This is a genomic window from Lysobacter sp. OAE881 (assembly GCF_040546665.1).
Lineage (GTDB): Bacteria > Pseudomonadota > Gammaproteobacteria > Xanthomonadales > Xanthomonadaceae > Lysobacter_J > Lysobacter_J soli.
Genome location: NZ_JBEPOG010000001.1, coordinates 2,384,705 through 2,410,842, shown reverse-complemented (window position 1 = coordinate 2,410,842; position 26,138 = coordinate 2,384,705). Strand labels below are relative to the sequence as shown.

The following is a 26,138-nucleotide window of genomic DNA, read 5'->3' as shown; positions in this document are numbered from 1 at the left end:
TCAGCGCGTTCCGGTGGTGAATCCATACTTCGCGAAGATGTGCGCCGCCGTCTTCGACGTCTTCACGAACTGCAGGAACGCCGCGGTTTCGGGGCGTGCACCGCGCACGGCGGCGATCGGGTAGACGATGGGCTTGTGCGTGTCGGCGGGGAACGTCGCGAGGACTTCGACCTTCCGGCTGATCTTCGCGTCGGTCGCATAGACGATGCCGAGCGGGCATTCGCCGCGTTCGACGAACGCCAGCGCCGTGCGTACGTCGTCGGTGCCGACGACGCGACCTTGCAGCGCGGTCCACCAGCCAAGGTGCTGCAGCGCTTCGCGCGCGTAGATGCCGACCGGGACCACGTCGGGCTCACCGGTGCACAGCTTTCCATTGAACGCGCCGGCCAGGTCGAAGCCGCGCTTCATGGTCACGGGAACGCGACGGCCCTGCGGCACGATCAAGACGAGTGAATTTCCGACGACGTTGGCTCGAGTGCCGGGTTGCAGCTTCCCGCGCTGGTCGAGGTAATCCATCCAGGTGACATCGGCCGAGGCGAAGACGTCGGCGGGCGCGCCGGCCTCGATCTGCTTTGCGAGCGCCGAAGACGCCGCGAAGGCGAGGCTCGGCTTCGCGTGGCCGGCCTTCTGCCATTCGGTGGCGATGTCGTTGAGTGCGTTGGTCAGGCTGGCGGCGGCGAACACGCGGACCGGCTGTTCGGCGAGCGCGGGGAAGGAGAGGGCAAGCGCCAGCGCGCACAGCGCGGCACGGCGGATCCAGGCGGACATCGGGGGCTCCTGGCGGGCGGGATATAGGGCGCTATATAGCGCATCCGCCGCGACGGCGCCTCCCCGGAGCCCTGCCCGCTCAGAACGGATCCCGCGCCCAGCTCTCGTGCGCGATCGCCTCCACGTGGCCCCAGTCCAGATCGTTGGACAGGACGCTGGAGTACCAGCCCAGCCGCAGGTGCGGCTCGACTTCATCCCAGTCCAGGTGCGACAGATGGGCGCGTGCGGTGCGTCCGAGATCCTCGAGGAACGACCGCTGGCTATCGGTGACGGGCAGCTCGTGCATGGCGCACTCCCGGTTCGACGGGGATGTACGACCCTACGCCACTTTTGTTACGACGTGGCTGAATGCCTGAACGGCGCAGCCTTTCCCGCGTTGGAATGTTTGCGAGGTGCGCCGACGCGAACGCCGGCGCACCGTTGGCCCGATCAAGCGTGGATCAGCTGCGGATGAAGGCCAGCAGATCCGGGTTGATCGTGTCGGCGTGCGTCGTGCACATGCCATGCGGGAAGCCCGGATACACCTTCAGCGTCGCGTTGCGCAGCAACTTGGCCGAGAGGCGCGCCGAATCGTCGATCGGCACGATCTGGTCGTCGTCGCCGTGCATCACCAGCGTGGGCACTTCGATGCTCTTGAGGTCTTCGGTGAAGTCGGTTTCGGAAAACGCGGCGATGCAGTCGTACTGCGGCTTCGCGCCGCCCATCATGCCCTGGCGCCACCAGTTCTGGCGGACCGCTTCCGACAGCTTCGCGCCATTGCGGTTGTAGCCGTAGAACGGAATGGGGAAGTCCCAGTAGAAGCCCGCGCGATCGGCGGCAAATCCATCGCGAAGTCCGTCGAACACCGACTTGTCCAGGCCGCCGGGATTGCTAGCGGACTTCACCATGACCGGCGGCACCGCGCCGATCAGCACCAGTTTCGCAACGCGGCCCTTGCCGTGCTTTGCGACATAGCGCGCCGCTTCGCCGCCGCCGGTGGAATGGCCGATGTGGATCGCGTCGCGCAGGTCGAGTTCCTTCGCGAGCGCGGCGACGTCGGCGGCGTAGGTGTCCATCTCGTTGCCGGTGGCGGTCTGCGTCGAACGCCCGTGACCACGGCGATCGTGCGCGATCACGCGATACCCCTGCGCGAGGAAGTACAGCATCTGCGTGTCCCAATCGTCGCCGCACAGCGGCCAGCCGTGGTGGAAGACGATGGGCTGGCCGGTGCCCCAGTCCTTGTAGAAGATCTGGGTGCCGTCCTGCGTGGTGATGTAGCTCATGTCGGTGGTCCTCGGGTGGGGGAGGGGTGGAGCATCGGGTGGAGCAGCAACAACATGGATCCTGATGCGCGCCGGGGTCGCCGCCGCGCTGTGATGAAGGTGGCCCGCTTACTGCAATCGCAATACGTGATGCGCCGAAACCAGCCGCAGTTTCTCGGGATTGCGTTGCACGAAGACGTTGACGATGCGCTCGCCGTCGGTTTCGAACGACATCACCGATTCCAGTTCGCCCTGTATGTAGCGCAGCAATCCCATGCGGCCGTTGACCAGCGCCAGTTCGTGGCGCAGGCCTTCCTTGAAACGCAGTCGCGCGGCGTAGAGCAGCGCGGCGATGCGATCGCCACCGACCATCGGCTTCGGGAAACTCGTGACCACGCCGCCGCCGTCGCCGACCAGCACCGCGGACTCGGCCATCAACGCCTTCATGCCGCTGAAATCGCCGCTGGCGACCGCGTCGAGGAAGCGCTGCATCAGCCGGCGATGCACGTCGTCGGGCACGTGGTAGCGCGGGCGCTCGTCGCGCAGCTGCGCCTTCGCGCGATGCACGATCTGACGGCACGCGGCCTCGGACTTGCCGACGACCTCCGCGATCTGCGCGTAATCGGCGTCGAATACCTCGTGCAGCAGGAAGGCCGCGCGCGCGTCGGGCGCCAGGCGTTCGAGCACCGTGAGGAAGGCGATCGACAGGTCGCTCGCCGCTTCCTCCACCTGTTCCGGCGTTGGCGATGCGCCGTCGAAATCGGTGAGTACCGGTTCGGGCAGCCAGATGCCGACGTAATGCTCGCGATGCGTGCGCGCGAGCCGAAGCTTGTCGATCGCACGCCGCGTGGTGGACGCGACCAGCCAGGCTTCGGCGTTGTCGACGCGACCGGTGTCCGTGTCGTGCCAGCGCAGCCACACGTCCTGCACCACGTCCTCGGCTTCGGCCATCGATCCGAGCATCCGGTATGCCACGCCGAGCAGGCGCGGTTGCAGGCGACCGAAGGTGGCGGTGGCGTCGTCCATCGCGCGCTCGAACGGATCGGAACCCCGAGTGTGGCACAGCGCGTCGGCGCCGGGATGACAGCGCGGCGCGGTCACTTGGGCGGAAGGACCGGCGGCTTGCCCACGTCCTTGAGCAGGAAGACGACGAACTTCGCCGGCTCGGTCTTGCTTGCGTTGCGGCCGACGGTGTGAAGGTCGCGCGGGCCTTCGTGGAAGGCTTCTCCGGGCTTCAGCGTGATTTCCGGTCCGCCCTTCACGCCCATCACGATGCTGCCTTCGAGCACGTACACGAAGCCGTGCGCGTCGTGGCGGTGGATCGGATCGGCGCCGCCGGGCGGGTACGCGACCTCGAGGATCGTGACTTCCTTGCCGGGGTAATCCTCCAGCGCCTTGGTCATCACGGGCGTGACGACGGGTTCCGGTGCGGTGGCGGGTTCGGCGGCAAGACTCGTGCCGACGATTGCGAAGGACGACAGCGCGAAGGCGATCGGCGACAGGCGCATGGCGAAGGACCGGTGTGGGGGACGAGGTCAGGCTAGGCAGTCGGGAAGGGCGGGGGTAGCCATGGCCGCGGACGCACCGTGTTGCGCGTGGTGCACCAATGGCGCGACGGAACGGCCTCGTCACACGCGGGCGCCCTGCAACGTCTACGGGGTATGGACGCGGATTTCCCCCTGCCTTTCGACAAGCGCCTGCCGACGCCGGCCGAACGCGTCTGGGCGGAATTCCTTTCCGTGCTGGATGCCTTGCCTCCCACCGCCCGCGCCGCGTTCATGCTGCACGACGTGTTCGGCGCCACCCTCGAGGATGTCTCGCTCGTCCTCGGCCAGCCGCCTGCGGCATGCCGCGAGCACCTGGCGATGGCGCGCCGCTGCGCGCACGAACACGCACGGCGCCTGGCTTCTCCCACGAGACCGTCATGAATATCGCCCGCCTCGCATCCGAACCCGATTCGCACGCAGTCAAGGCGATCGCGCAAACCGACGTCAGCGATGCGCTGACCGCAAGCTTCGCGGCCAGTTACGCCGGCGTGGTCGCCTTCATCGCCGTCGCCAGCGAAGGCAGCTTCGCACGCGCCGCCGATCGCCTCGGCATCGGCCGCTCGGCGGTGAGTCGCAGCGTGCAGAAACTCGAAAGCCAGCTCGGCGCGCGACTGTTTCTGCGCACCACGCGTTCCACCTCGCTCACGCGCGAGGGCGAGCTGTTCTACGAAGGTTGCCGCCCGGGCGTCGAACGCATCCTGCAGGCGCTGGAGGAAATGCGCGATCTGCGCGAAGGCCCGCCGCGTGGCGAGCTCCGCATCAGCGCGACGCACGCCTTCGGGCGCAAGGTCATCGCGCCGCTGCTGGCGGGCTTCCGCGCGCAGTTTCCTGCCGTGTCGATCGAACTCCTGCTCGAAGAACGCGTCCTGGATCTCGCCGGCGACCGCATCGACATCGCGTTCCGCGACGGCGCACTCGAAGACAGCCAGGTGATCGCGAAACAGCTGATTCCGATGCAGCTGCTGGTATGCGCTTCGCCCGATTACGCGCGGCGCAATGGTGTGCCGCAGATCGTCGCCGAGCTGGACGCGCACCCGTGCATCAACCAGCGCCTGGCGAACGGGCGGCTGCAATCGTGGGATTTCCGTGTGGACGGAAAGCCGCTGAGCCTGCGGCCATCGTCCACGCTGGTGTTCAACGATGCGGAGCTCGCGATGCAGGCCGCGCTGGACGGGCAGGGCATCGCGCAGCTGCCTGCCTACCAGGTGCGCGATGCGATATGCGACGGCGCGCTGGTGACGTGCCTGGATGCGTTCGCGCCGGATGATCGCGGCCATTACCTGTGCTACCTGAGCCGACGCCAGCAACCCAAGCGCATCCGCGCGTTCATCGATTACATCACCGCGCAGGTGCGGGCGCTGGATCTGGACGTGATGGCGCACTGGGAATCGACGCAGGCATCGCGCGCAGTCGCGGCCTGATGCGATTGATGCGTGCAGGGCAACAACCTGCGTCCGCCTGAAGGTCTACCGCCGTGGCGACGCGATTCCTAGCATCGAAGTTCATCCACCATCGCCGACGCAGTGTTCGTGCCCGTCGGCTCACCCGCTAGCGGAGGTCGTCATGAAAGTCGTCGTCATCGGTGGAACCGGGCTTATCGGCAGCAAGGTCGTCGAGCGCCTGCGCAAGGCGGGCCATGAAGTCGTCGTAGGCGCACCGGCCAACGGCATCGACGTGCTCAGCGGTGAAGGCCTCGACGCCGCACTGGCCGGCGCGCAGGTCGTGGTCGATCTTGCGAACTCGCCGGCGTTCGATCGCGAATCGGCGCTGAAATTCTTCCAGACCGCCGGACAGAACCTGCTCGCCGCGGAAGCGAAGGCGGGCATCGGCCACCACATCGCGCTGTCGGTCGTCGGCACGCAGAAGCTGTCCGGCAGCGGATACTTCGTCGGCAAGGCCGAGCAGGAACGGCTGATCCGCGAATCGGGCATTCCGTACACCATCATCCATTCCACGCAGTTCTTCGAGTTCCTGCCGGGCATCGTGAAGTCCGGCGAGCAGGACGGCGTCGTGCGACTGCCCACCGCCAACGTGCAGCCCATCGCGTCCGACGACGTCGCCGATGCGGTGACGCGCCATGCGCTTGGTGCGCCGGTGAACGGCGTGACCGACATCGCCGGGCCGGAACGCGTTCGCCTGTCCGAACTCGCGCAGCGCTTCCTCGACAGCACGCAGGATTCGCGCAAGGTCGTCGGCGATCCGCACGCGCTGTACTTCGGCGTGGAACTGCAGGACGACACGCTCGTTCCCGACGGTGAAGCGTGGCAGGGCGAACTCGGATTCGCGCAGTGGCTGCAGCGTTCTGACGTCGCACGTCCTGCCGACCGCGGCTGAAGCCGCTCACGCATCCAGCGTCGAGGAGCAACCGCCATGCACACCGGAAAGTCCTACAAGCTGCCCGAATTCATCGGCTGGACGCGACGCACGATCTACGTGCTGATCGTGGTGAGTGCGGTACCCGTCCTGCTGTACCAGCTGGCGGGCTGGCACTGGCTCGCGATTCCGTGGGGCGTGGTGTTCCTGCTGGGTACCACGGTGGCGCTGTCGTCGGGCTTCAAGAACGTGCAGACCTACAACCGCATGCAGGAGGCGCAGCAGGTCTGGTCGTCGATCGCCAGCAGCAGCCGCGTGCTGGGCGCGACGGCGCGCGACCTCTGCGCGAACAACGATGCGGCGCGCAGCCTGGTGTATCGCCACCTTGCGTGGCTGGCCGCACTGCGCTTCGAGATGCGCCAGCCGCGCGTGTGGGAGAACGCACGGAAGGCGAACAACGTCGAATACCTCCGCCTTTACCGCATCCCCGAACGCGAGCAGACGCTGGCGAACGAACTGGTGAAGTACCTGCCGCCGGGCGAGGCGGCGCAGGTACTGGAATCGCGCAATCGCGCCCTGCAGGTACTGGGGCTTCAAAGCCGGGCGACGAAGGAACTGCTTGGCGACGGCAAGCTGACGATGAACGGTTTCTCCGACCTGCAGAAGCTCATTCGCGATTTCCAGGACCTGCAGGGAAAGAGCGAACGCATCAAGGATTTCCCGTATCCGCGGCAGCACGCGTTCATCAACACGCTGTTCGTGCGGATCATGTGCGTGCTGCTGCCGTTCGGCATGATCGGCGAGTTCGAACGCCTCAACGCGGCGGTCGACGGTTGGGCGAAGGGCGGCATGGTGTGGCTCGTCATCCCGCTGAGCCTGTTGATTTCGTGGATGTACTGCGCGCTCGACCTGGTCGGCGAGAGCACGGAGAACCCGTTCGAAGGCGGCGCCAACGACGTGCCGATCAGCCGCATCAGCCAGGAAGTGGAGATCGACCTGCGCGAACTGCTGGGCGAGCAGGGCGTGCCGGCCGAAACGCTCGCGACAGGCGACATCGCGATGTGAGGCGGACTCGTCGAGCGCGCGAACAAACGCCCCGGCAAGCCGGGGCGTTTGCTGTCACGCGATACGGAACGTGCGATCAGGTGCCGGTGAGCAGCGTCAGGTTGTAGTTCTGCAGGATCGGCAGCACGGGCTGGTAGAAGCTGCGCGTGCGGTTGTTCGGCGTCTTGCCCTTGCAACTGCCGCTGCCACCCGACAGCACGCCTTGCGCCTGGCCCGCGCCGGTGATGAACGAGCCACCGGAATCGCCGCCTTCGGAGCAGGCCGTGGTGCGCGTGAGGTTGAGGATCGTCTCGCCGGTGCTGTAGCTCACCGTCTGGTTCTTCGCCTCGATCGTGCCGCAGCGCCATCCGGTCGTCCGACCCGAACGGCAGATCGCCGCGCCGACCGCCGCTTCGGTGCTGCCGCGAACGGTGACGTCGCCGTTGCCGTATCCGTCGACCGTCGGCGCCAGCGTGTGGCCCGAATCGACCTTCACCCAGGCGAAGTCGTTACCGGTCTGTCCTGCCGCGGGGAAGCTGGAAGCGACGAACGATCCGATCTTCGGCCCGAGCGTCCACTGGGACGGCTCGAAGTACACCGGCTCGCCCGCGTCGCCGCAGTGACCGGCCGTGACGTAGCCGCCCTGGGCCACGGGGAATCCGATCGAGCAGGCGTAGAGGTAACCGTCGCCCGGATTGCGCAGATAACCCAGGCCGCCTTCGAGCGCGACGCGCAGGCTCGGTTGTTCCTCGGCGGTTTCGATGCGCACGGTCTGCACGTCGGCGCCGCTGGCGGCGACGAAATCGATGCCGGCCTGTTCCCGGCCCTTGCCCACGCTCACCACCAGGCTGTTGCGCGGCAGGTCGACGTACCAGCCGTACACGCCCGCCGGCACCTTGCCCGCGCGAGCGAGCAGGCCGTCGAGTTGACCCTTGGCGGTTTCCAGTTGCACCAGGCTGTGGCGGGCATTGCGGACTTCGACATCGGCCGTTCCCTTCGCAGCGCGCAGGGACGTCGTCGCCACGACGACATGGAATTCGCCGTTGGCCTTGCGCTCGATCCAGCTTCCCGCGAACGCGCGACCCTGCGCCTTCGCCAGTTGTTTCTCCTGCACGTTCGCAAGACGTTCGATGCGCAGGTACTGCGAGAGCTGGTTCGAGGTGAGATTGAGGTCGCGCTCCATCGCCGCCCGAACCGAGGCGTGCAGCGTGTCGGACGGATCGGCAGCGTGCGCCGTCATTGCGGCGAACAGCGGAATCGGCGAAAGCAGAATCAGGCCGCGACGGGCCCAGGAAGCGAACTTGCGCATCGGCATTACCCCGGAAGTGGAAGGTCGGATCGCCGGGCTTTTCGCGATTACGGCGTGGTCTGGGTGCAGTCGAACGGCCCGGACGACGGATGCTGCTGCCCAGTTTGCTAGCGGCGCGTGAAGGTCACCGCACGCTTCGGTGGCCGGCAGATTGCACGCCGATTTCTGTGATGCGCTGCGCGATCGCAGGCTCTTGCTGTCGGAGAACTGTCGGAAGCTCGTGAAGCAAAGCCGTGCGTGGAGATCACGCCGGCGGGGCATTTGCGATGGATGAGGCTGCTTCCGCTCCCCGGTCGAATAGGGGTTCCTTGGTTGCCGCGAACTACTTCGCGTAGCCCTTCAGCAGCTCGACGATCGCCTGCGCTTCGCGGGCGCGCTTCGTCGCCGAAGCTTCGGCCACGACGTGTTCGGCGAGGTGGCCGGACAGCACTTCCATCATCAGCCCGTGGATCGCGCCCTTCGCGGCCGCGATCTGGATGAGCACGTCCGCGCAGTCCGCATCGGCTTCAAGCGCGTGTTCGAGCGCCGCCACCTGGCCTGCGACGCGTCGCACGCGGGTCAGCAGCTTCTTCTTGTCGCGATTGACGTGCGCCATGGGAAGCGAGGCTATACCCTATGGGGGTATCCAGTCCAGCACGCACGCATGAACCTCGACGCCATTGCCGACAGCCGGCGCCACAGCCACGCCTTCGACCAGGGCAATCCGCTCGCCGAACGCAACACCCGCCGCGCGATGTGGCTCACGCTGGCCATGATGGTCATCGAGATCACCGGCGGCTGGTGGTTCAACTCGATGGCCGTGCTCGCCGACGGCTGGCACATGAGTTCGCACGCGCTGGCGCTGGGTCTGTCGGCGTTCGCTTACGCATGCGCGCGACGCTACGCGGGCGACCGGCGATTCGCGTTCGGCACCTGGAAGATCGAGATCCTCGGCGGCTACACCAGCGCCATCGCGCTGATGGGCGTGGCGGCGCTGATGGCGTTCCAGTCGGTCGAACGCCTGTTCAACCCGAGCGCGATCCATTACGAGCAGGCCATCGCCATCGCGGTGGTCGGCCTCGCGGTCAACCTGCTGTGCGCGTGGTGGCTGCGCGACCATCATCCGCACGGGCACGACCACCATGACCATCACCACGGCCATGACGATCATCACCATGGCGATCATCACGGACATCACCACGGACATCACCACCACCACGATCTGAACCAGCGCTCCGCCTACCTGCACGTGATCGCCGATGCGGCGACGTCGGTGCTCGCCATCGTCGCGCTGCTGGGCGGCATGATGTTCGGCGCGGCGTGGCTCGATCCGGTGATGGGTCTTGTCGGTGCGGCGCTGGTGGCGGGCTGGGCCTGGGGCCTGGTCCGCGACAGCGGGCGCATCCTGCTCGATGCGCAGATGGACGCGCCGGTCGTGGAGGAGATCCGCGAAGCGATCGAGGAGGGCGACGTTCGCGCGCGCATCAGCGATCTGCATGTCTGGCAGGTCGGACGCGGAAAGTACGCCTGCACGGCGGAGGTCGTCACCGATGCGCCGGTCGAACCGGACGTCTTCCACAAGGCGCTGTCCGTCCACGAGGAGATCGTGCACGTGACGATCGAGGTGCGGCACGCCACCCGCTAGGGTCAGCGAAGCCCTTGTGTGGCGGTGACTTGCCAACCTACCAACTGGTAGGTAGAGTTCCTGCACCCACAGGAGCGACCCATGACCATTTCCCCCCTCGGCTGGCTGCACACGCTGGGCAGCCTCCCGGCCATCCCGCTCGCCGCGTACATGCTGTTCAAGCATGGCCGCATCGCCCCGGCGACCCGAGCGGGGCGGACGTACTTCTGGTTCATGCTGCTCGGCGTGCTCACGGTCTATCCGATCGCGCACCAACCCGTGAGCGCGATCGTCGCCACGGTCACGCTCGTCGCGCTGCTGGTGGGCTATGGCCTCTCCAAGTGGCCGGGTCGGCCGCGCGCCGCGCATTACGTCGAAACGGCGGCGCTGAGCCTCAGCGTCTTCCTGCTGATGGTGCCGACCGTCAGCGAGAGCCTGCGGCGACTGCCCGCCGGCCACCCGCTGGTGACAGACATGAAGGATCCGCTGCTGCTCGGTGCGCAGGGCGTGCTGCTGCTGTTGCTGCTGGTCGGCGTTCCACTGCAGTTGCGCTCGATCGCGAAGCAGCAACCGGCCTTGAATCCGTCAGTTGCCTGATGTCGCAGCACGATCCGGAGACGTCGATGCAGTACTCCCCGAAAGCGCAGGAAATCATCCAGCGTGCGAACGAGCTGATCGCGGCGGGCGGCTACAACGGCTTCAGCTACGCGGATATCGCCGAGCTGGTCGAAGTGCGCAAGGCCAGCATCCATCATCACTTCCCGAGCAAGGCCGACCTGGTCAAAGCCACGGTCGTCGTGCATCGGAATGCGACGCGCGCCGGCCTGCAGGCGCTGGACGATGCGGTCCCCGATGCGCTGGATCGACTGGTGGCCTACAGCCGCTTCTGGGCCGAGTGCATCGAGAAGGCGAGCCCGCCGATCTGCATCTGCGCGCTGTTGGCGGCGGAATTGCCCTCGGTCCCGGCCGAAGTCGCCGAGGAGGTAAAGGGGCACTTCGACGAGCTGCATGCGTGGATCGCGAGCACGCTGGAAGAGGGCGCGTCGAAGGGCGTCATCGAATTGCGCGACAGCCCGGCGTCGGAAGCAGTGACCTTCGTCGCCTCGATCCACGGGGCCATGCTCGCCGCGCGTGCGGCGGGGGACACGTCGCTTTTCTGGACCATCGCGAGGACGGCGACCGACCGATTGAAAGCGTCCTGAGGCGGCGTGCGCGCTCGAAGCCCGCGAGCCCGTCACCCCAATGCACTTACAATCGCCCCATGGACTACCAGCTGATCATCAAGTTCTGGCGCAAGTCGCTGGCGAACGAGGACTTCCTTGCGACCATCGAGGCCGAGCTGAAGCAGGCGCTTGGCGACAAGGTCGAACTCGAGGGTTATGACGTCAGTCGCGACGAGATCAACCTGTTCATGCTGACGGCCGATCCGCGGCAGTCGTTTCGCAAGGCGCGCGACGTGCTGGAGCGCATGGGCATTGAAAACGGCGTGTCGAGCGCCTATCGCCTCGTCGGCGGCGCGAAGTTCACCTCGCTCTGGCCGCTGCGCACGACGCGCAAGTTCAAGCTTCCGTAGCGGCGATCGCTCGCCGCACGGGAGCTCAGGTCACGCGATCGCCGGCAGGTGATCGAGCAGCTTGTCGAGCGTGATCGGGTATTTGCGCACGCGGAATCCCGTCGCGTTGTGGATCGCGTTCGCCACCGCCGCGCCGACGCCGCAGATACCCAGTTCGCCCACGCCCTTGGCTTTCATCGGCGATGACATCGGATCGGTTTCGTCGAGGAAGATCACGTCCTGGTGCGGGATGTCGGCATGCACCGGCACTTCGTAGCTGGCGAGGTCGTGGTTGACGAAAAAGCCCAGGCGCTGGTCGATGGCGAGTTCCTCCATCAGCGCGGCACCCACGCCCATCGTCATCGCGCCGATCACCTGGCTGCGCGCGGCCTTCGGGTTGAGGATGCGGCCGGCCGCGCACACGGCCAGCATGCGGCGCACGCGGATCTCGCCGGTGTCGGCATGCACCGCGACTTCGCAGAAATGCGCGCCGAAGGTGGATTGCTGGTAACGCTTGTCGAGATCGCCGTACTCGATGCGGTCCTCGGCGACCAGTTCGCCGTCCTTCGCGGCGTCGGCGAGCGCGAGACGACGATCGCCCGATTCGACGCGCCCATCGACGAACGTCGCCGTCGCGGGATCGATGCCGAGTTTCTTCGCGACGTCCTCGCGCAGTTTCGAGCATGCGGCGAACACGCCGGCGGTGGAGTTGTTGCCGCCCCACTGTCCGCCCGAGCCGCACGAAACGGGGAACGTCGAATCGCCCAGTTTCACCACGACGTTGTCGAGCGGCACGCCCATCATCTCCGCGGCGGTCTGCGCGATGATCGTGTACGAACCGGTGCCGATGTCGGTCATGTCGGTTTCGACCGTGACGATGCCGCGTCCATCCAGTCGCACGCGCCCCGCCGATTTGGTCACCAGGTTGTTGCGGAACGCGCTCGCCACGCCCATGCCGACCAGCCAGCGTCCTTCGCGCACGCTGCCGGGCTTGGTCGCGCGCTTGCTCCAGCCGAAACGCTCGGCGCCGGTGCGCAGGCATTGCACGAACTGGCGCTTGGAGAACGGGCGCGACGGGTTTTCCGGATCGACCTGCGTGTCGTTGAGGATGCGGAACTCCACCGGGTCCATGCCCAGCTTTTCCGCCATCTCGTCCATCGCCACTTCGAGCACCATCATGCCCGGCGCTTCGCCGGGCGCGCGCATCGCATTGCCTTCGGGCAGGTCGAGCGTCGCCAGGCGCATGCGCGTCATGCGGTTCTCGCCGGCGTAGAGCAGGCGCGTCTGCTGCGTCGCCACTTCAAGCCCGCCGCCGGGCAGGTCCCCGTTCCAGCTCTCGTGGCCGATCGCGGTGAGCTTGCCGTCCTTCGTCGCGCCCAGGCGCACGCGCTGGATCGTGGCGGGGCGATGCGTGGTGTTGTTGATCATCAGGGGGCGCTGCAGTGCGACCTTCACCGGCCGCTTCGCCGCGCGCGCGCCGAGCGCCGCCATCAATGCGTCGGCGCGAAGGAAGAGCTTTCCGCCGAAACCGCCGCCGATGTAAGGCGAGATGAGGCGCACGTTCTCCTTCGGGATGCCGAGCGTTTTCGCGAGATCGCCGACGCCCCAGTCGATCATCTGGTTCGACGTCCACACGGTGAGCTTGTCGCCGTTCCACGCGGCGATGGACGCATGCGGTTCCATCATCGCGTGCGATTCGTCGGGCGTTGTGTAGGTCGCGTCGAACTGTACCGGCGCGTTCCTGAAGGCCGTTTCGAAATCGCCCGCACCGCTGTCGGGCTTCTCGTTCTTCGGCGCGATGGCGTCGGGCTTGGCCTTCTCGAGGTCGTACGCGCCTTTCGTGCGCTGGTAATCGACGCGGATGAGCTGCGCGGCGGCGCGCGCCTGCTCGAACGTTTCGGCGACGACGACGGCAATGGCCTGGTGGTAGTGCTGGATCTCCGGCCCGCCGAGCAGTTTGGCCGTGTTGAACCTGCCGAGCCCGAGCGTGCCGGCATTCTTCGCGGTCACGACCGCGAGCACGCCGGGCGCCTTGCGCGCGGCGCTGTCGTCCAGAAGCGCAATGCGCCCCTTCGCGATGCCGGCGCCGACCACGTAGCCGTACGCCTGGTTCGGCACGACGTCGTGGCGTTCGTAGGCGTAGGGCGCGGTGCCGGTGGTCTTGAGCGGCCCTTCGATGCGATCGGTCGCCTTGCCGACGACCTTGCCCTGGTCGATGGGATTGGTGGTGGCGGGCGTGTCGAACTTCATGCGGTCCTCCCGGCCTCGACCAGAACGGCGGCGATGGTGCGTTCGGCGAGCGGCTTCTTGAACGCGTTGTCGTGCGTGGTGCGTGCGCCGTCGAGCAATGCCGAGGCAACCGCACGAGCCCCTTGCGGCATCGCGGCGTCGGCGGCCTCGACGCGCCACGGCTTGTGCGCGACGCCGCCCATCGCCACGCGCCCGGTGCCGTCGCGCTGCACGACCGCCGCCACCGACACGAGCGCGAACGCATACGACGCACGATCGCGCACCTTGCGGTAGATCTGCGTTCCGCCGACGGGTTTGGGCAGCGTGACCGCGGTGATCATCTCGCCGGGTTTCAAAGTGTGTTCGATATGCGGCGTCTCGCCGGGCAGGCGATGCAGGTCGGCGATGGGGATCGAGCGCGTCTGGCCCTGCGGGTCGACGGTTTCGACGACCGCATCGAGCACGCGCATCGCGACGGCCATGTCGCTGGGATGCGTCGCGATGCAGGCATCGCTGACGCCGACGATCGCGTTGTGGCGCGAAAAGCCGCCGAGCGCGGAGCATCCGCTGCCGGGCAGGCGTTTGTTGCACGCCTGGTCGGTGTCGTAGAAGTAGGGGCAGCGCGTGCGCTGCAGCAGGTTGCCGGCGGTGGTCGCGCGGTTGCGAAGCTGCCCCGACGCGCCCGACAGCAGCGCACGCGACAGCACGGGATAGTCGCGCCGCACGGTCTTGTGTGCGGCAAGGTCCGTGTTGCGCACGAGCGCGCCGATGCGCAACCCGCCGCCGTCGGCCTTCGCGATCTCATCCAGCCCGACGCCGTTCACGTCGACCAGATGCGTCGGCGTTTCGATGTCGAGCTTCATCAGGTCGAGCAGGTTGGTGCCGCCGGCGATGAACTTCGCGCCGGACTGTCGTGCGACCGCCGCGGCGGCTTCGGCCGGCGTGCGGGCGCGTTCGTACGAGAAGGCCTTCATGCCAGCCCTCCCGCGACATCGCCGATGGCGTCCATGATGTTGGAGTACGCGCCGCACCGGCAGATGTTGCCGCTCATGCGCTCGCGGGCCTCGTCCACGCTCAGGCGCGTGCGTGCGGTGAGATCGCCGGTCACGTGGCTGGGAATGCCGGCCTTCACTTCGTCCAGCATCGCCACGGCCGAGCAGATCTGCCCGGGCGTGCAGTAACCGCACTGGTAGCCGTCGTGCTTCACGAATGCCGCCTGCATGGGATGCAGGCTCTGCGGCGTGCCCAGGCCTTCGATCGTGGTGATCTTCGCGCCTTCGTTCATCACCGCCAGCGTCAGGCACGAGTTGATGCGGCGCCCGTCGACGATGACGGTGCACGCGCCGCACTGGCCGTGGTCGCAACCCTTCTTCGTACCCGTAAGCCGCAGGTGCTCGCGCAGCGCGTCCAGCAGCGTGGTGCGCGTATCGAGTTCGAGCGAGCGCGACTGGCCGTTCACTTCGAACGTCACCTTGGACATCACCACTGGTCTGGCCTCCGCGGGGGCGGTCGCTTCGTTCGCCAGCGTCGCCATGGCGGGCAGCGCACCCGACGCAGCCGTGACGGTACCCGCGATCAGCACCTTTCGCCGGCTCACCCGTGTTTCGAGCGGATTGATGTCGAGACCGCGCGGGTCGAGCGGAGATTCCTTGTCCATTGGCTAGGGTTCCCGGAAGAGGAATGGCTAGGGGACATCGCGAACCCCGATTGTTACCACGCGAGCCGGCATGGTTGCGTGATCGCATCCGCGCCAGCGCCAATGCGTGCATGCGGCAAGGCGAGCCGTTTCGCAGCGCTCCTGACTTCTGGCGGTGTACCGTCGGCGGCGCCTCGGGCACCATCAGGCAATCCACGGGGGAACCACGATGTCGAAGATCGCTCCGAAGCTGTGCGCCGCCGGCGCCCTGTTGTTGTCCTTCGCGATGCCCGCCGCCGCGCAGGACCTGGCCGTCGTCGGTGCGCGCGTATATCCCGCACCGGACGCCGCACCGATCGACGATGCGACGGTGTTGATCCGTGACGGTCGCATCGCGGCGGTCGGCCCGCGCAAGGGCGTCAAGGTTCCGCGTGGCGTGCAGGTCGTCGACGGACGCGGCGCCAGCGTCACGGCGGGCTTCTGGAACAGCCACGTGCACCTGATCGCGCCGCCGTTCCATCGTCCCGATGACCAGCCCGCCGAGGCGCTAACCGGCGCGTTGCGCGAGCGCTTCACGCGATGGGGCTTCACCACGCTGTTCGATATCGCATCGCTGCCCGGCGACGTGAGCGCCCTGCGCCAGCGCGTCGAGCGTGGCGACGTGGTCGGCCCGCAACTGCTCACCGTCGACATGCCGTTCTTCCCCGAACGCGGTACGCCGATCTACGTGCGCGAGCTGTGGGCGCAGACGAAATCGCCCAGCGGCGAGGTGGCGACCGTGGAGCAGGCACGTTCGCGCGCGGCCGCGCAGATCGAAGCCGGCGCGGATGGCGTGAAGCTGTTCACCGGCGCGATCGTCGGCCCGCCGCAGGGCGTGCTGCCGATGTCGAAGGAAATCGCGCATGCCATCGTCGAAGAGGCGCACGCGCATGGAAAACCCGCGTTCGCGCATCCGACCGACCAGGCCGGGCTGGACGTGGCGATCGACAGCGGCGTCGACGTGCTCGCGCACACCGCGCCCGAAGCGGGCGAATGGTCGCCGGCCCTCGTCGCGCGCCTGAAGGCCGCCAACGTGGCGCTGGTGCCCACGCTGACGCTGTTCGATTCCGAGCTTCGCCGCGAAGGCGCGCCGGAGGCCGTGGTGCAGCGTTTCATCGGCGCGGTGACGCAGCAGACCGGTGCGATGTCGCGCGGCGGCGGGCAGATCCTGTTCGGCACCGACGCCGGCTACATCGAGGTCTACGACACGCACCTGGAGTATCGGCTGATGACAGCGGCGGGTCTGGACTGGCGCCAGATCCTGGCCAGCCTCACCACCGCGCCCGCGCAACGCTTCGGGCAGGGCGCGCAGCGCGGTCGTGTGGCCGAAGGCTTGGCCGGCGATCTCGTCATCCTTCGCACCGACCCGCAAGCCAGCGCGGACGCCTTCGCCGACGTCCGCATGACGGTGCGCGGCGGACGCGTGATCTACGACGCCGCCACCGCGCCGCCGCAGCGCTAGTCCGATACGCGCACGACGAGTTTTCCGAAGTTGCGGCCCTGCAGCAGCCCGATGAACGCGTCGGGCGCCTGTTCGAGGCCGTCGACGATGTCCTCGACCAGCACGATGCGGCCTTCGTCGATCCACTGCGCCATGTCGCGCCGGAAGTCGGCGAATCGCGTCGCGTAATGGTCGAGGATGATGAAGCCCTGCATGCGCACGCGCCTGGCGAGGATGACGCCGAGCAGCTGCGTGCGTTTGTCGACGGACGCCTCGCCGCCGCGTGGCTGGTTGTAGTGCGCGATGAACCCGCACACCGGGATGCGTGCGTGCAGGTTCAATAGCGGCAGTACCGCGTCGAGCACCTCGCCGCCGACGTTCTCGAAGTACACGTCGATGCCGTCGGGGCATGCGGCGGCCAGGCGCGATTTCAGATCGGGTTCGCGATGGTCCAGGCAGGCGTCGAAGCCCAGTACCTCGACTGCATGCCGGCACTTGTCCGCACCACCGGCGATGCCGACCACGCGCGCGCCCTTGAGCTTCGCGAGCTGCCCGACCACCGAACCAACCGCGCCTGTCGCGGCGGCCACGACGACGGTCTCGCCCGGCTTGGGTTCGCCGATGTCCAGCAGGCCGACGTAGGCCGTGAATCCCGGCATCCCCAGTCCACCGAGCGCCAGCGACGGCTGCGCCATCCCGCCCAGCGGCGTGAGGTCCGCACCATCGGAAAGCGCGTAGTCCTGCCAACCCGAGTTCGACAGGACGAGCTGCCCGACGCTGAAGCGCGGATGGCGCGAGGCTTCGACGACGCTGACCGTGCCGCCGACCATCGTCTGGCCGAGTTGCACGGCGGGCGCGTAGCCCGGGCCGGCCTCGTCCATCATTCCGCGCATGTAGGGATCGAGCGACAGGTAGCGCGTGCGCAGCAGCACCTGGCCGTCGGCCGGTTCCGGCACGGGTTGCGTCCCGAAGTGGAAGTCGCGTGCGGTCGGCGTGCCCTGCGGACGCGCGGCGAGCGTGAAGCGGCGGTTGAGGCGGGTCTCGCTCATGGTCGTGGTCTCAGTGGGACGCCGTGACGGCAAGGGGAGTGGAACCGCGCGGGCCGTAACGCAGCGTCAGCATCGCGCCGAGCGTCATCGCGACGACGGCGAACAGCGGACCGCCCAGCGCGCCGATGCGATCGACCAGCACGCCGCCGCCGATCGCGCCGGTGGCGATGGCGGTCTGGAACGCCGCCACCAGCAGGCCGCTCGCGCCTTCGGCCTGGTCCGGCGCAGCGCGCACGATCCAGATCTGGAAGCCGACCGGAAACGCGCCGAACGCGAAACCCCACAGCACGATCGCCACGGACGCGACGCCCGCCGAGTGGCCGGCGATCAGCAAGGCGACCGCAAGTGCCGCGATGGCGACGCTGCCGAGCACGATCGCATGACGTTCGCTGCGCCCGGCGACGTAGCCGCCCGCGAGGTTGCCGAAGAAGCCGCCGATCCCATAACCCATCAGCACGGCGGAGACCGCGCCGATCGACAGGTGCGTGACGTTCTCCATGAGCGGCCGGATGTAGGTGAAGCCTGCGAAGTGCCCGGAGATCACCAGCAGCACGACGACGAGCGCGGCGCGCACCGGTCCGCGCGTTACGAGCTCGGCGAGCACACGAAGGTCCGGTTGCGTCTTCGGCGGCAGCGCCGGAAGGGTGAGCCACTGGGCGACCAGCGTGACCACGCCGACCGCGCCGGCCGCCACGAACGCACTGCGCCAGCCCCACGCATCGCCCATCCACGCGCCGATCGGCGCCGCGCAGACCGTCGCGACCGATACGCCGGTGAGGATTAGCGACATCGCGCGCGGAAACAGCGATTCGGGCACCAGCCGCAGCGCGAGCGGTGCCGCCATCGACCAGAACCCGCCGAGCGCGACGCCGAGCAGCACCCGCGCGACGAGCAGGGTCGTCAGGCTCGAGGCGAACACGGCGATCGTGTTCGACAGCAACAGCGCGAGGGTGAGGGCGAGCATCACGCGGCGGCGATCCATGCGTCGCGTGAGCACGGGAATCGACGGCGCGGCGATGGCGCCGATGAGCGCCGTTGCGGTCACGGTCTGGCCCGCGGCGCCTTCGCTGATGCGCAGGTCGGCGGCCATCGCGGTGAGCAGGCTCGCGGGCAGGAACTCGGCCGTGACCAGCCCGAAGACGCCGAGGGTGAGGGACGCGACGGCCGGCCAATGCGCGGCATCCGGCGACGCCTCGGGCGCGGCATCGCCATCAGGAACGGAACACTCGGTTGAGGACACGAGGAGCTGCCAGTCGGGAAGGGCAGCGCAGGTTAGGCGTACGATGCAGGCGTTTGAATGCCGGAACCACCGCAATGCATGACGATTCCTCCCGCCACGTGGCCGCCGTGCGGCCCCCCGAAGCCAGCGACCTGCTGACCCGCGTGCTGCTGGGACTTCGACTCGACGGCGTCGAATACGGCCGCTGCGTGATGCACGGGCCGTGGGCGATCGCGTTTCCGGCGCAGCGCGACGCGCGGTTCCATTTCGTCGCACGCGGCACTGCCTGGCTGTGGACGGCGGCGGACGAATGGAAGCGGCTGGGGCCCGGCGACGCCGTGCTGCTGCCGCGCGGCAGCTTCCACGTGATGGCGAGTTCGCCCGACGTTCCCGCCGTCGACATCCACGAACTCGCGCGCGAACCGGTGTCGGAAAACCTGTACCTGGTGCGTTCCACCGACGACACGCCGCGCGATCCGGCCGATGCGGACGTCATGTTCTGCGGCGCGATGCGCTTCAACCTCGATCCACTGCATCCGCTGCTGGCGATGATGCCCGACCTCATGCACGCGGGCGATCTGGTCCAACGCGATCCCGCCGTGTTCGCCGTGCTCGAAGCCATGGAGCGCGAGGTCTCGCTCGATCGCATCGGAGCGTGCGGAATCCTCGCGCGGCTGGCCGACGTGCTCGCCGCGAGCATCATCCGCGCCTGGGTCGAATGCGGTTGCAGCGATTCCACCGGCTGGATCGCCGCGGTGCAGTGCCCGAAGGTGGGCAAGGTGATCGCCGCGATCCACGCCGAGCCCGAACGCGACTGGGACGTGCCGGCACTGGCCCGGTTGATGGGCGCCTCGCGTTCGCGCTTCGCCGAAGCGTTCACGCGCACCGTCGGCGAAAGTCCCGCGCGCTATGTCGCGAAGGTGAAGATGTTCCAGGCGCGGCGCTGGATCCAGCAGGAAGGCATGCGCGTCACCGTCGCCGCCGAGCGTCTGGGCTACGACTCCGAAGCCTCCTTCAGTCGCGCCTTCAAACGCATCATGGGGATGCCGCCCAGCGCGGTGCGGACGACCGAGGAACCGCTGCGCGCGTGATCGAGCGAAGACGGATCACGGGCGCTTAACGCCGCGACCACCTAAGCTCCGCCGATCCCGACACGCCATCGCGAAGGGGCCATGCGCGCGGAGATCGCCGATCGGAACGGCATCGTCGCAGTGTCGCGGAAACGGGCCGCGGCCTTCGCGCGGCTGGTCGCGCCGCTCTCGCCGGCCGGCCTGCTGATCGGCACCGCGTTCCTCGTCGCCTCGTTCACGCCGAGCCTGATTCCACGCACGCCGACGATGCAGGGCGTGCTGGGCGGAACGGCATTCGCAGCAGGTTACGGCATCGGCGTGTTCCTCCGTTGGCTGTGGGAATACCTCGAATTGCCGCCCTCGCGCGGGCGTACGCCGTGGCGCGTGAAGCATGCGCTGTACTGGCTTTGCGCCCTCGTCGCGCTGTGGGCGCTGTGGCGCGCGCCGCATTGGCAGAACCACGTTCGCGCCGCCCTCCGCATGCCGGCCGAGGAGGGCGCCGATTCGTTCACCGTCGCGGCCGCTGCGCTGGTCGCGTTCGGAGCGTGGCTCGCCCTGGCACGCGTGCTTCGCGCGATGGCGGTGGTGTTCTCGCTTTCGCTGGCGAAGGTGCTGCCGCGGCGCGTCGCCAGCGTGCTTGGCGTCTCGGCGGTGCTTGTGGTGGTGATCGTGCTGAGCAACAGCATCGTGCTGCGCATCGCGCTGCAGGTCATCGACTCGTCGTTCCGCCAGGCCGATGCGCTGATTCCGCCCGACACCGCGCCACCGATCGGGGCCCTGCAAACGGGCGGCCCGCAATCGCTCATCGCATGGGAAAACCTGGGGCGGATGGGGCGCCGCTTCGCGTCGTCCGCGCCGACGGCGACGGACATCGGCGCGCTCGCCGGTACGCCCGCACGCACGCCGCTGCGCGTGTACGCCGGCCTGCCGTCGGCGGATTCGGCGCAGGCGCGCGCGCAACTTGCGCTTGAGGAGCTGAAACGCGTCGGCGGCTTCTCGCGCGGCGCGCTGGTGATCATCACGCCGACGGGAACCGGCTGGGTCGATCCGGCCGGCATCGAGGCCATCGAGTACCTGCGCCGCGGCGACGTCGCCAGCGTGGCGATGCAGTACTCGTATCTGTCGAGCCCGTTCTCGCTGTTGATCGAACCCGAGTACGGCGAAGAGAGCTCGCAGGCGTTGTTCGAAGCGATCTACGGTTACTGGAGAACGCTGCCGCGCGATGCGCGCCCGCGGTTGTACCTGCACGGACTGAGTCTGGGCGCGCTGAACTCCGAGCGCTCGCTGGAACTGTTCGACGTGCTTGGCGATCCGCCGCAGGGCGCCTTGTGGAGCGGGCCGCCATTCGCGGCGCGGCAATGGCGTCGCATGACGCACACGCGCAATCCCGGATCGCCTGCGTGGCTGCCGCAATTCCGCGACGGCCGCTTCGTGCGTTTCATGAATCAGGATGGATCGCCCGTGCCGACGGACGCGCCATGGGGCCCGATGCGCGTGATGTACCTGCAGTACGCCAGCGACGCGATCACGTTCTTCGATCACCGCGATCTGTTCAGCGCGCCTGACTGGCTGCATCCGCGCGGTCCCGATGTGGCGCCGCAGATGCGCTGGTATCCGGTCGTATCCACGATGCAACTGGTGCTCGACATGATGCTGGCCGACGACGCGCCGATGGGCTTCGGCCACGTCTTCGCGCCGTCGCATTACGTCGCCGCGTGGCGGCAGGTCGCCGGCATCGACGACTGGTCCGAGGCGGATCTGGCGCGGCTGTCGCGCACGCTCGACGCGCGGCGTGCGGCGGAGATCGCGCGCGACGAAGACGAAGGCGGGGGCTGAATCTACGGCTGCGGCGCGCCTTCGTCCGCTGGCGCCGTGCTGCGGTCGACGATCTGCGCGTCGCGAAGTTCGCGCTTCGCATCGCGCAAGGCGCTGCCGTCGATCGGACGGATCGAGTCGATGCGACACGACGTGCGCATGCCGGCGGTGCGGGGGACGACGCTGTCCATCCGCGCGTTGACGTTGCCGAGCGAATTGGTGATCGAGATGCCGCCGGCCGACAGCATCGACGGACACCGGTTGCGCAGTTCGAGCAGATGCCCGCGGTTGGCGCTGGACCACACCGCCAGCGCCTGGTCGCCCAGCGGCGTCCACTGCTGCATGCCGGTCATGCGATCCAGCCGGAACGACATCACCGGCGCGCCAGCGTGCGCGCGATAAAGCTCCAGGCGCTCCTGCGTCGTCAATGTCGGGCCGTGCGAACAGGCGGCCAGCGCAGCCGCCGCCAGCATCGGGGCAATCAGGGCGTGAGGTTTCATGTCGCTACCGTCCATGTCCGATGGAATCCGTGTCCGGCGAACGAACGCCGCCGAGTGGAACCGGCCGCGAGCCGGCCGGCTCCCTTTCGCGCAGGATCAGCGCGTGACGCGTGTCGTCGTGCCGTCGGAAGAGACCTGCACGCGATCGCCGACGCGGAATTGCTGGCTGGTGCCGTCCTGTGTGACGGCAATGGTGCGTCCGGAGTCGAGTTCGACCGTGATTTCGACGCCGGCGCGCTGGTTGCGCGACATCGCGTTGCCGGCCGCGCCACCGGCGACCGCGCCGGCGATGGCGCCGGCGGTGTTCGCGCGCGTGCCGCTGCCGATGGTGCTGCCGGCGATGCCGCCCAGCGCAGCGCCCGTGGCGGTGCCCACGCCGCGAGAGTCGTTCTGGATTGCAACATCACGCAGGCCGCGGATGGTGCCCATCTCGACGGTGCGCGCGGAGCCGACTTCCGATCGGTTGAACGTCGAGGGCGTGCTGTGCGTTGCGCAGCCCGAAGCCAGGACCAGCCCGACGGCGAGCAGTGCCGCCTTGATTGCGGTGACTTTCATTGCGGTGCCTCCATGTCCATTCCGGCGTGGTGCCGGCCCCACAACGGTTTGCGCTTGTGGTCGCCGGATTACTCCGGTCGGGGTGATGCGATGGTGAAACACTCGTGACGGTCCGCTGCCCGACGTGACGAAGGCTTCACGCGGCGCCCACGCGAAATCAACGACTGTCGCTGCTCGTGCGCGAGGAATGCGGCGCACGCTGCGCTCGGCGTCCCCGGAGGGACGGTGCCATGACGATGCCAGCGATCACCCGCCGCCGGTCGGCCGCTTCGCGGCATCGCGCCACGCTGCGCCGCCGCACGCTTGCCGCGACCTTGCTCGCCTCGCTGCTCGCCACTCCAATCGCGGCGTTCGCGCAGGACGCGCTGATGGGCACCGTGCTCGACGAGCCGGGCAGCGCGGGGCTGGGCTTCGCGTTCCGCGCAGAATCCTCGCCCTACGTAGATGGCGACACGCGCGACGACTTCCTGCCGCTGTACCTCTACGAGGGCGAGCGCTTCTTCCTGCGCGCGAACGAAGCCGGCGTGCGGATGTGGCGCGACGACACGATGGGGCTGGAAGGCTTCGTCGAACGGCGCCTGGAAGGCTACCCGGAGGACGAAGCGCCGTCCTCGCTGGAGGGCATGACCGTGCGCAACACCGGCGCGGACCTCGGCGTGCGCTTCTACTTCCAGCACGACGCATCACGCTGGGACGCCGCCGTGCGCCACGACGTGGCGGGTCTCTCGCACGGTACGGAAGTACGCGCCGGTTACGCGTACACGATCGAACGGGAGCGCTGGCGCCTGCAGCCGGTGGCGATCGCGTCTTGGCGAAGCGGCGATCTCAACGACTACTACTACGGCGTCGCACCGTTCGAAGCGCGCGACGAGCGTCCGGCATACGACGCGGGCGACGGATGGAACGCGACGCTCGCGCTGTACGGGAAGTACCGCATTTTCCAGCACTGGAGCCTGGTCGGCGGCGCGTACGTGACGAAGCTTTCGTCAGAGATCACGAACAGTCCCGTCGTGGACGACGACGTGCAGTGGGGCGTGATGGCCGGCGCCGCGTACGACTTCGGCAACGGGCAGGTGCGCTGGGACGACGACACCTCGCCGACCTACGTGAAGGTGTTCTACGGCCGCGATACGGGTGACGGCTGCCATCTGGTGCGGATCATGACGCTGCAGTGCGTGAGCCTCAATGAGGACGATCCGACCGACATCTACGGCGTGCACGTCGGCCGTCCGTTCGTATCGAAGTTCAACGGCTGGCCGCTCGACATCATCGGTTATGTCGGCCTGCTGCGGCACGACGAGAAGGGCCTTCAGCCCGACGGCTGGCAGGTCGACGCGTACATGAAGGGCTTCTGGTACGGCTTCCCGTGGAGTCATCGCGTGACCACGCGCGTGGGGTTCGGCATCGGCGTGTCGTACGCCGAACGCGTGCCGTACAGCGAGGTGACCACGCAGGCCGAGCGCGAACGCAACACCTCCAAGCTGCTCAACTACCTGGAGCCGAGCATCGACGTCAGCGTCGGCGACCTGTTCGGCAACAAGCGCTGGCACGACGTCTACTTCGGGTTTGCGGTGTCGCACCGGTCGGGCATCTTCGCCACATCGCAGCTGCTGGGCACCGTCGATGGTGGGTCCAATTACCTGTACGCGTACCTCGAAGCCGCGTTCTGACGGGTCGATCCATGCGCGACGAACGCATCCCGACGCCCCTTGCGATGCTCCTCGGCATCGGCGCGGTGTTCGTGATCCTGCTGGCGCTGTATCTCGGGCGTTCGCTGTTCGCCCCGGTGTTCTTCGCGATCTTCATCGTCGCCATCGTGTGGCCCTTGCAGGACGCGATGGAAAAGAAGCTTCCCCGCGTGCTCGCCATGCTCGTGACCGTAGTGGTCGCCGGCGGCGTGATGGTCACGCTGGCGAGCCTGGTGCTGTGGAGCCTCAATCGCGCCGTGCTGTGGGCGATCGCCAACGCAGCCGCATTCCAGGCGGCATACGTGCAGATGGACGCATGGTTGCAAGGGCATGGGCTGTATCTGGCCAGCGAGTTCGTGCACAACTTCGACCCGCGCTGGCTGTTCGCCGCATTGCAGCGACTCGGTGCCGGCCTGCAGTACGTCGCGAGCTTCGTGGTGATCGCGCTGGTGTTCGTCGTCCTGGGATTGCTGGAAGTCGAGCCGACGCGTCGCAAGCTCGTGCGCGCGAACAAGGTGGAGCTGGTGGCGGCGTGTCGCGCGGCGGCAGCGAAGTTCCAGCGCTACATGGTCATCCGCGCCGTGATGAGCCTGGCGACCGGCCTGGGCGTGTGGGCGCTCACGTACGCGTTCGGCATGGACCTGGCGATGGAGTGGGGTGTCACCGCGTTCGCGCTCAACTTCATTCCGTTCCTCGGCCCGTTGTTCGCGACGATGCTCCCGACGCTGTTCGCCATCGTGCAGTTCGACAACTTCGTCGTTCCGATCGCGATCTTCGTCGGGCTGAACGTGGTGCAGTTTTTGATCGGCAGCTACCTCGAACCACGTGTGGCGGGCGACCGGTTGTCGATCTCGCCCTTCCTGGTGCTGTTCGCGGTGTTCATGTGGAGCATGCTCTGGGGCATCGCCGGCGCGTTCATCGGCGTGCCGATCCTCATCGCGGCAATGACGTTCGCCGAACACCATCCCACCGCGCGCAACTGGGCGCAGCTGCTGTCGGGCGATCCCGCGCGGCGGGTCCGAGCGAACGAATGAGTCAGTCCGTCTGACAAGGAGGCGACCATGTACCGTGTCCTGCTGCTGATCGCGATCGGTGTCGTGCTTGCGCTGGTCGGCGTGTTCCGCCTGCCGCAGTGGCCGACGGCGCAATCCACCGGCGCGGTCGAAAGCTGCGCGGACTTGGCGGCACCGGTCACCCGTGCGCAGGCACGACGCGAGCTCGAACGTCGCCGCGCCAACGTCGCGCAGGGAACCGACGCAGCGCGCTTGGCCACGCGCACGGGCGACGTCGCCGAACAGCGTCGCGCCGGCGCCACCTACAGCGCGACGCGGGCGAACGAGCAGGCGGACGCGCCGTGCGTCGCCGAGCTGGAGCAGATCGCCAGCGGTGAGCGCCTGAGCGCGGCACGGGGCGAATGGATGCGTGTGACAGCCCTGATCCTCATCGTCAGCATCGGCGCGCTGCTCGCGCTGTATTTCGGCCGGATCGCCGCGCTGCGGGGCCGCTGGCGTCGGCGCTGA

28 protein-coding genes are annotated in these 26,138 nt (G+C 67.9%); 14 read left to right on the top strand and 14 right to left on the bottom strand.

Going from position 1 to position 26,138, the window contains the following annotated elements; all coding sequences use genetic code 11:
* The 5 genes from modA to ABIE51_RS11090 all read right to left on the bottom strand — a co-directional run bounded on the left by modA (nt 1) and on the right by ABIE51_RS11090 (nt 3,517).
* Nucleotides 1-768, bottom strand: coding sequence for a molybdate ABC transporter substrate-binding protein (gene modA, locus ABIE51_RS11110; protein WP_192630785.1), 768 nt, complete (start codon nt 766-768; stop codon nt 1-3).
* A 79-nt stretch (nt 769-847) separates the two neighbouring features.
* A complete protein-coding gene (locus tag ABIE51_RS11105) occupies nt 848-1,054 on the bottom strand; it encodes a hypothetical protein (RefSeq protein ID WP_115842315.1) in 207 nt (68 codons plus the stop codon).
* Nucleotides 1,055-1,208: 154 nt separating this feature from the next.
* On the bottom strand, nt 1,209-2,030 hold the full coding sequence (locus ABIE51_RS11100) for an alpha/beta fold hydrolase (protein WP_192630784.1): 822 nt from the start codon (nt 2,028-2,030) through the stop codon (nt 1,209-1,211).
* 108 nt (nt 2,031-2,138) lie between these two features.
* Complete coding sequence (locus ABIE51_RS11095) at nt 2,139-3,035, bottom strand: RNA polymerase sigma-70 factor (RefSeq protein ID WP_115842313.1); 897 nt, start codon at nt 3,033-3,035, stop codon at nt 2,139-2,141.
* 71 nt (nt 3,036-3,106) lie between these two features.
* Nucleotides 3,107-3,517, bottom strand: a complete 411-nt coding sequence (locus tag ABIE51_RS11090) for a cupin domain-containing protein (RefSeq protein ID WP_192630783.1) — start codon at nt 3,515-3,517, stop codon at nt 3,107-3,109.
* 153 nt (nt 3,518-3,670) lie between these two features.
* Between ABIE51_RS11090 and ABIE51_RS11085 the strand changes: the two genes are divergently transcribed.
* The 4 genes from ABIE51_RS11085 to ABIE51_RS11070 all read left to right on the top strand — a co-directional run bounded on the left by ABIE51_RS11085 (nt 3,671) and on the right by ABIE51_RS11070 (nt 6,934).
* Nucleotides 3,671-3,937, top strand: coding sequence for a sigma factor-like helix-turn-helix DNA-binding protein (locus ABIE51_RS11085; protein WP_192630782.1), 267 nt, complete (start codon nt 3,671-3,673; stop codon nt 3,935-3,937).
* Nucleotides 3,934-4,977, top strand: coding sequence for a LysR family transcriptional regulator (locus ABIE51_RS11080; protein ID WP_192630781.1), 1,044 nt, complete (start codon nt 3,934-3,936; stop codon nt 4,975-4,977). Before ABIE51_RS11085 ends, ABIE51_RS11080 begins: the two co-directional genes overlap by 4 nt.
* A gap of 142 nt (nt 4,978-5,119) precedes the next feature.
* Complete coding sequence (locus tag ABIE51_RS11075; protein WP_192630780.1) at nt 5,120-5,890, top strand: SDR family oxidoreductase; 771 nt, start codon at nt 5,120-5,122, stop codon at nt 5,888-5,890.
* Nucleotides 5,891-5,926: 36 nt separating this feature from the next.
* Nucleotides 5,927-6,934: a bestrophin family protein gene (locus tag ABIE51_RS11070; RefSeq protein WP_192630779.1), complete on the top strand. Its 1,008-nt coding sequence runs from the start codon at nt 5,927-5,929 to the stop codon at nt 6,932-6,934.
* A 76-nt stretch (nt 6,935-7,010) separates the two neighbouring features.
* On the opposite strand, the gene ABIE51_RS11065 is transcribed toward ABIE51_RS11070, so the two are convergent.
* A complete protein-coding gene (locus ABIE51_RS11065; RefSeq protein ID WP_192630778.1) occupies nt 7,011-8,222 on the bottom strand; it encodes a S1 family peptidase in 1,212 nt (403 codons plus the stop codon).
* Nucleotides 8,223-8,544: 322 nt separating this feature from the next.
* Nucleotides 8,545-8,817: a metal/formaldehyde-sensitive transcriptional repressor gene (locus tag ABIE51_RS11060; protein ID WP_192630777.1), complete on the bottom strand. Its 273-nt coding sequence runs from the start codon at nt 8,815-8,817 to the stop codon at nt 8,545-8,547.
* Nucleotides 8,818-8,865: 48 nt separating this feature from the next.
* Between ABIE51_RS11060 and dmeF the strand changes: the two genes are divergently transcribed.
* The 4 genes from dmeF (at nt 8,866) to ABIE51_RS11040 (ending at nt 11,398) form a co-directional block, all read left to right on the top strand.
* Nucleotides 8,866-9,846, top strand: a complete 981-nt coding sequence (gene dmeF, locus ABIE51_RS11055) for a CDF family Co(II)/Ni(II) efflux transporter DmeF (protein WP_192630776.1) — start codon at nt 8,866-8,868, stop codon at nt 9,844-9,846.
* An 81-nt stretch (nt 9,847-9,927) separates the two neighbouring features.
* A complete protein-coding gene (locus ABIE51_RS11050; RefSeq protein WP_192630775.1) occupies nt 9,928-10,422 on the top strand; it encodes a hypothetical protein in 495 nt (164 codons plus the stop codon).
* 26 nt (nt 10,423-10,448) lie between these two features.
* Nucleotides 10,449-11,027 (top strand): TetR/AcrR family transcriptional regulator, encoded by a 579-nt coding sequence (locus ABIE51_RS11045; protein ID WP_192630774.1) that lies wholly within the window; start codon nt 10,449-10,451, stop codon nt 11,025-11,027.
* Between the two features lie 59 nt (nt 11,028-11,086).
* The gene (locus ABIE51_RS11040; RefSeq protein ID WP_115842303.1) at nt 11,087-11,398 is read left to right on the top strand and encodes a hypothetical protein; all 312 of its coding nucleotides are present in this window, start codon (nt 11,087-11,089) and stop codon (nt 11,396-11,398) included.
* 30 nt (nt 11,399-11,428) lie between these two features.
* Here the strand turns inward: ABIE51_RS11040 and paoC are convergent, their stop codons facing one another.
* Genes paoC through paoA form a run of 3 tightly spaced genes read right to left on the bottom strand, consistent with a single transcriptional unit; the run spans nt 11,429 to nt 15,263 of the window.
* Nucleotides 11,429-13,627: an aldehyde oxidoreductase molybdenum-binding subunit PaoC gene (gene paoC, locus ABIE51_RS11035; protein WP_192630773.1), complete on the bottom strand. Its 2,199-nt coding sequence runs from the start codon at nt 13,625-13,627 to the stop codon at nt 11,429-11,431.
* The gene (locus ABIE51_RS11030) at nt 13,624-14,580 is read right to left on the bottom strand and encodes an FAD binding domain-containing protein (RefSeq protein ID WP_192630772.1); all 957 of its coding nucleotides are present in this window, start codon (nt 14,578-14,580) and stop codon (nt 13,624-13,626) included. The genes paoC and ABIE51_RS11030 overlap by 4 nt, the downstream gene beginning before the upstream one ends.
* A complete protein-coding gene (gene paoA / locus ABIE51_RS11025) occupies nt 14,577-15,263 on the bottom strand; it encodes an aldehyde dehydrogenase iron-sulfur subunit PaoA (RefSeq protein WP_192630771.1) in 687 nt (228 codons plus the stop codon). Before paoA ends, ABIE51_RS11030 begins: the two co-directional genes overlap by 4 nt.
* Before the next feature lie 208 nt (nt 15,264-15,471).
* Between paoA and ABIE51_RS11020 the strand changes: the two genes are divergently transcribed.
* On the top strand, nt 15,472-16,743 hold the full coding sequence (locus ABIE51_RS11020) for an amidohydrolase family protein (RefSeq protein WP_354504066.1): 1,272 nt from the start codon (nt 15,472-15,474) through the stop codon (nt 16,741-16,743).
* Here ABIE51_RS11020 and curA read toward each other — a convergent pair.
* Both curA and ABIE51_RS11010 read right to left on the bottom strand, forming a co-directional pair.
* Nucleotides 16,740-17,771: an NADPH-dependent curcumin/dihydrocurcumin reductase gene (curA, locus tag ABIE51_RS11015; protein WP_192630770.1), complete on the bottom strand. Its 1,032-nt coding sequence runs from the start codon at nt 17,769-17,771 to the stop codon at nt 16,740-16,742. The genes ABIE51_RS11020 and curA overlap by 4 nt on opposite strands.
* 10 nt (nt 17,772-17,781) lie before the next feature.
* Nucleotides 17,782-19,011: an MFS transporter gene (locus ABIE51_RS11010; RefSeq protein ID WP_192630769.1), complete on the bottom strand. Its 1,230-nt coding sequence runs from the start codon at nt 19,009-19,011 to the stop codon at nt 17,782-17,784.
* A gap of 74 nt (nt 19,012-19,085) precedes the next feature.
* On the opposite strand from ABIE51_RS11010, the gene ABIE51_RS11005 reads away from it, so the two are divergent.
* Together ABIE51_RS11005 and ABIE51_RS11000 are read left to right on the top strand one after the other, a co-directional pair.
* The gene (locus ABIE51_RS11005; protein WP_192630768.1) at nt 19,086-20,081 is read left to right on the top strand and encodes an AraC family transcriptional regulator; all 996 of its coding nucleotides are present in this window, start codon (nt 19,086-19,088) and stop codon (nt 20,079-20,081) included.
* Nucleotides 20,082-20,162: 81 nt separating this feature from the next.
* Nucleotides 20,163-21,896, top strand: coding sequence for an alpha/beta hydrolase (locus ABIE51_RS11000; RefSeq protein ID WP_192630767.1), 1,734 nt, complete (start codon nt 20,163-20,165; stop codon nt 21,894-21,896).
* A 2-nt stretch (nt 21,897-21,898) separates the two neighbouring features.
* On the opposite strand, the gene ABIE51_RS10995 is transcribed toward ABIE51_RS11000, so the two are convergent.
* Together ABIE51_RS10995 and ABIE51_RS10990 are read right to left on the bottom strand one after the other, a co-directional pair.
* The gene (locus ABIE51_RS10995) at nt 21,899-22,375 is read right to left on the bottom strand and encodes a DUF6491 family protein (protein ID WP_192630766.1); all 477 of its coding nucleotides are present in this window, start codon (nt 22,373-22,375) and stop codon (nt 21,899-21,901) included.
* A 96-nt stretch (nt 22,376-22,471) separates the two neighbouring features.
* Complete coding sequence (locus ABIE51_RS10990; protein WP_192630765.1) at nt 22,472-22,930, bottom strand: outer membrane lipoprotein; 459 nt, start codon at nt 22,928-22,930, stop codon at nt 22,472-22,474.
* Nucleotides 22,931-23,160: 230 nt separating this feature from the next.
* On the opposite strand from ABIE51_RS10990, the gene ABIE51_RS10985 reads away from it, so the two are divergent.
* The 3 genes from ABIE51_RS10985 to ABIE51_RS10975 are packed head-to-tail and all read left to right on the top strand — an operon-like array spanning nt 23,161 to nt 26,138.
* A complete protein-coding gene (locus ABIE51_RS10985; protein WP_192630764.1) occupies nt 23,161-24,600 on the top strand; it encodes a MipA/OmpV family protein in 1,440 nt (479 codons plus the stop codon).
* A gap of 11 nt (nt 24,601-24,611) precedes the next feature.
* Entirely contained in the window at nt 24,612-25,652 is a 1,041-nt protein-coding gene (locus ABIE51_RS10980; RefSeq protein ID WP_192630763.1) for an AI-2E family transporter, read from the top strand.
* A gap of 27 nt (nt 25,653-25,679) precedes the next feature.
* Nucleotides 25,680-26,138 (top strand): hypothetical protein, encoded by a 459-nt coding sequence (locus tag ABIE51_RS10975; RefSeq protein ID WP_192630762.1) that lies wholly within the window; start codon nt 25,680-25,682, stop codon nt 26,136-26,138.

Coding starts and splice junctions, on each gene's coding strand:
- paoC (WP_192630773.1), bottom strand. CDS start 13,627: ATGAAGTTCGACACGCCCGCCACCACCAATCCCATCGACCAGGGCAAG.
- ABIE51_RS11000 (WP_192630767.1), top strand. CDS start 20,163: ATGCGCGCGGAGATCGCCGATCGGAACGGCATCGTCGCAGTGTCGCGG.
- ABIE51_RS11100 (WP_192630784.1), bottom strand. CDS start 2,030: ATGAGCTACATCACCACGCAGGACGGCACCCAGATCTTCTACAAGGAC.
- ABIE51_RS11045 (WP_192630774.1), top strand. CDS start 10,449: ATGCAGTACTCCCCGAAAGCGCAGGAAATCATCCAGCGTGCGAACGAG.
- curA (WP_192630770.1), bottom strand. CDS start 17,771: ATGAGCGAGACCCGCCTCAACCGCCGCTTCACGCTCGCCGCGCGTCCG.
- ABIE51_RS11085 (WP_192630782.1), top strand. CDS start 3,671: ATGGACGCGGATTTCCCCCTGCCTTTCGACAAGCGCCTGCCGACGCCG.
- ABIE51_RS10995 (WP_192630766.1), bottom strand. CDS start 22,375: ATGAAACCTCACGCCCTGATTGCCCCGATGCTGGCGGCGGCTGCGCTG.
- ABIE51_RS11095 (WP_115842313.1), bottom strand. CDS start 3,035: ATGGACGACGCCACCGCCACCTTCGGTCGCCTGCAACCGCGCCTGCTC.
- ABIE51_RS11075 (WP_192630780.1), top strand. CDS start 5,120: ATGAAAGTCGTCGTCATCGGTGGAACCGGGCTTATCGGCAGCAAGGTC.
- ABIE51_RS11060 (WP_192630777.1), bottom strand. CDS start 8,817: ATGGCGCACGTCAATCGCGACAAGAAGAAGCTGCTGACCCGCGTGCGA.
- ABIE51_RS10980 (WP_192630763.1), top strand. CDS start 24,612: ATGCGCGACGAACGCATCCCGACGCCCCTTGCGATGCTCCTCGGCATC.
- ABIE51_RS11105 (WP_115842315.1), bottom strand. CDS start 1,054: ATGCACGAGCTGCCCGTCACCGATAGCCAGCGGTCGTTCCTCGAGGAT.
- ABIE51_RS10975 (WP_192630762.1), top strand. CDS start 25,680: ATGTACCGTGTCCTGCTGCTGATCGCGATCGGTGTCGTGCTTGCGCTG.
- ABIE51_RS11030 (WP_192630772.1), bottom strand. CDS start 14,580: ATGAAGGCCTTCTCGTACGAACGCGCCCGCACGCCGGCCGAAGCCGCC.
- paoA (WP_192630771.1), bottom strand. CDS start 15,263: ATGGACAAGGAATCTCCGCTCGACCCGCGCGGTCTCGACATCAATCCG.
- dmeF (WP_192630776.1), top strand. CDS start 8,866: ATGAACCTCGACGCCATTGCCGACAGCCGGCGCCACAGCCACGCCTTC.
- ABIE51_RS10985 (WP_192630764.1), top strand. CDS start 23,161: ATGACGATGCCAGCGATCACCCGCCGCCGGTCGGCCGCTTCGCGGCAT.
- ABIE51_RS11040 (WP_115842303.1), top strand. CDS start 11,087: ATGGACTACCAGCTGATCATCAAGTTCTGGCGCAAGTCGCTGGCGAAC.
- ABIE51_RS11050 (WP_192630775.1), top strand. CDS start 9,928: ATGACCATTTCCCCCCTCGGCTGGCTGCACACGCTGGGCAGCCTCCCG.
- ABIE51_RS10990 (WP_192630765.1), bottom strand. CDS start 22,930: ATGAAAGTCACCGCAATCAAGGCGGCACTGCTCGCCGTCGGGCTGGTC.
- ABIE51_RS11080 (WP_192630781.1), top strand. CDS start 3,934: ATGAATATCGCCCGCCTCGCATCCGAACCCGATTCGCACGCAGTCAAG.
- ABIE51_RS11065 (WP_192630778.1), bottom strand. CDS start 8,222: ATGCGCAAGTTCGCTTCCTGGGCCCGTCGCGGCCTGATTCTGCTTTCG.
- modA (WP_192630785.1), bottom strand. CDS start 768: ATGTCCGCCTGGATCCGCCGTGCCGCGCTGTGCGCGCTGGCGCTTGCC.
- ABIE51_RS11070 (WP_192630779.1), top strand. CDS start 5,927: ATGCACACCGGAAAGTCCTACAAGCTGCCCGAATTCATCGGCTGGACG.
- ABIE51_RS11090 (WP_192630783.1), bottom strand. CDS start 3,517: ATGCGCCTGTCGCCGATCGCCTTCGCGCTGTCGTCCTTCGCAATCGTC.
- ABIE51_RS11020 (WP_354504066.1), top strand. CDS start 15,472: ATGTCGAAGATCGCTCCGAAGCTGTGCGCCGCCGGCGCCCTGTTGTTG.
- ABIE51_RS11005 (WP_192630768.1), top strand. CDS start 19,086: ATGCATGACGATTCCTCCCGCCACGTGGCCGCCGTGCGGCCCCCCGAA.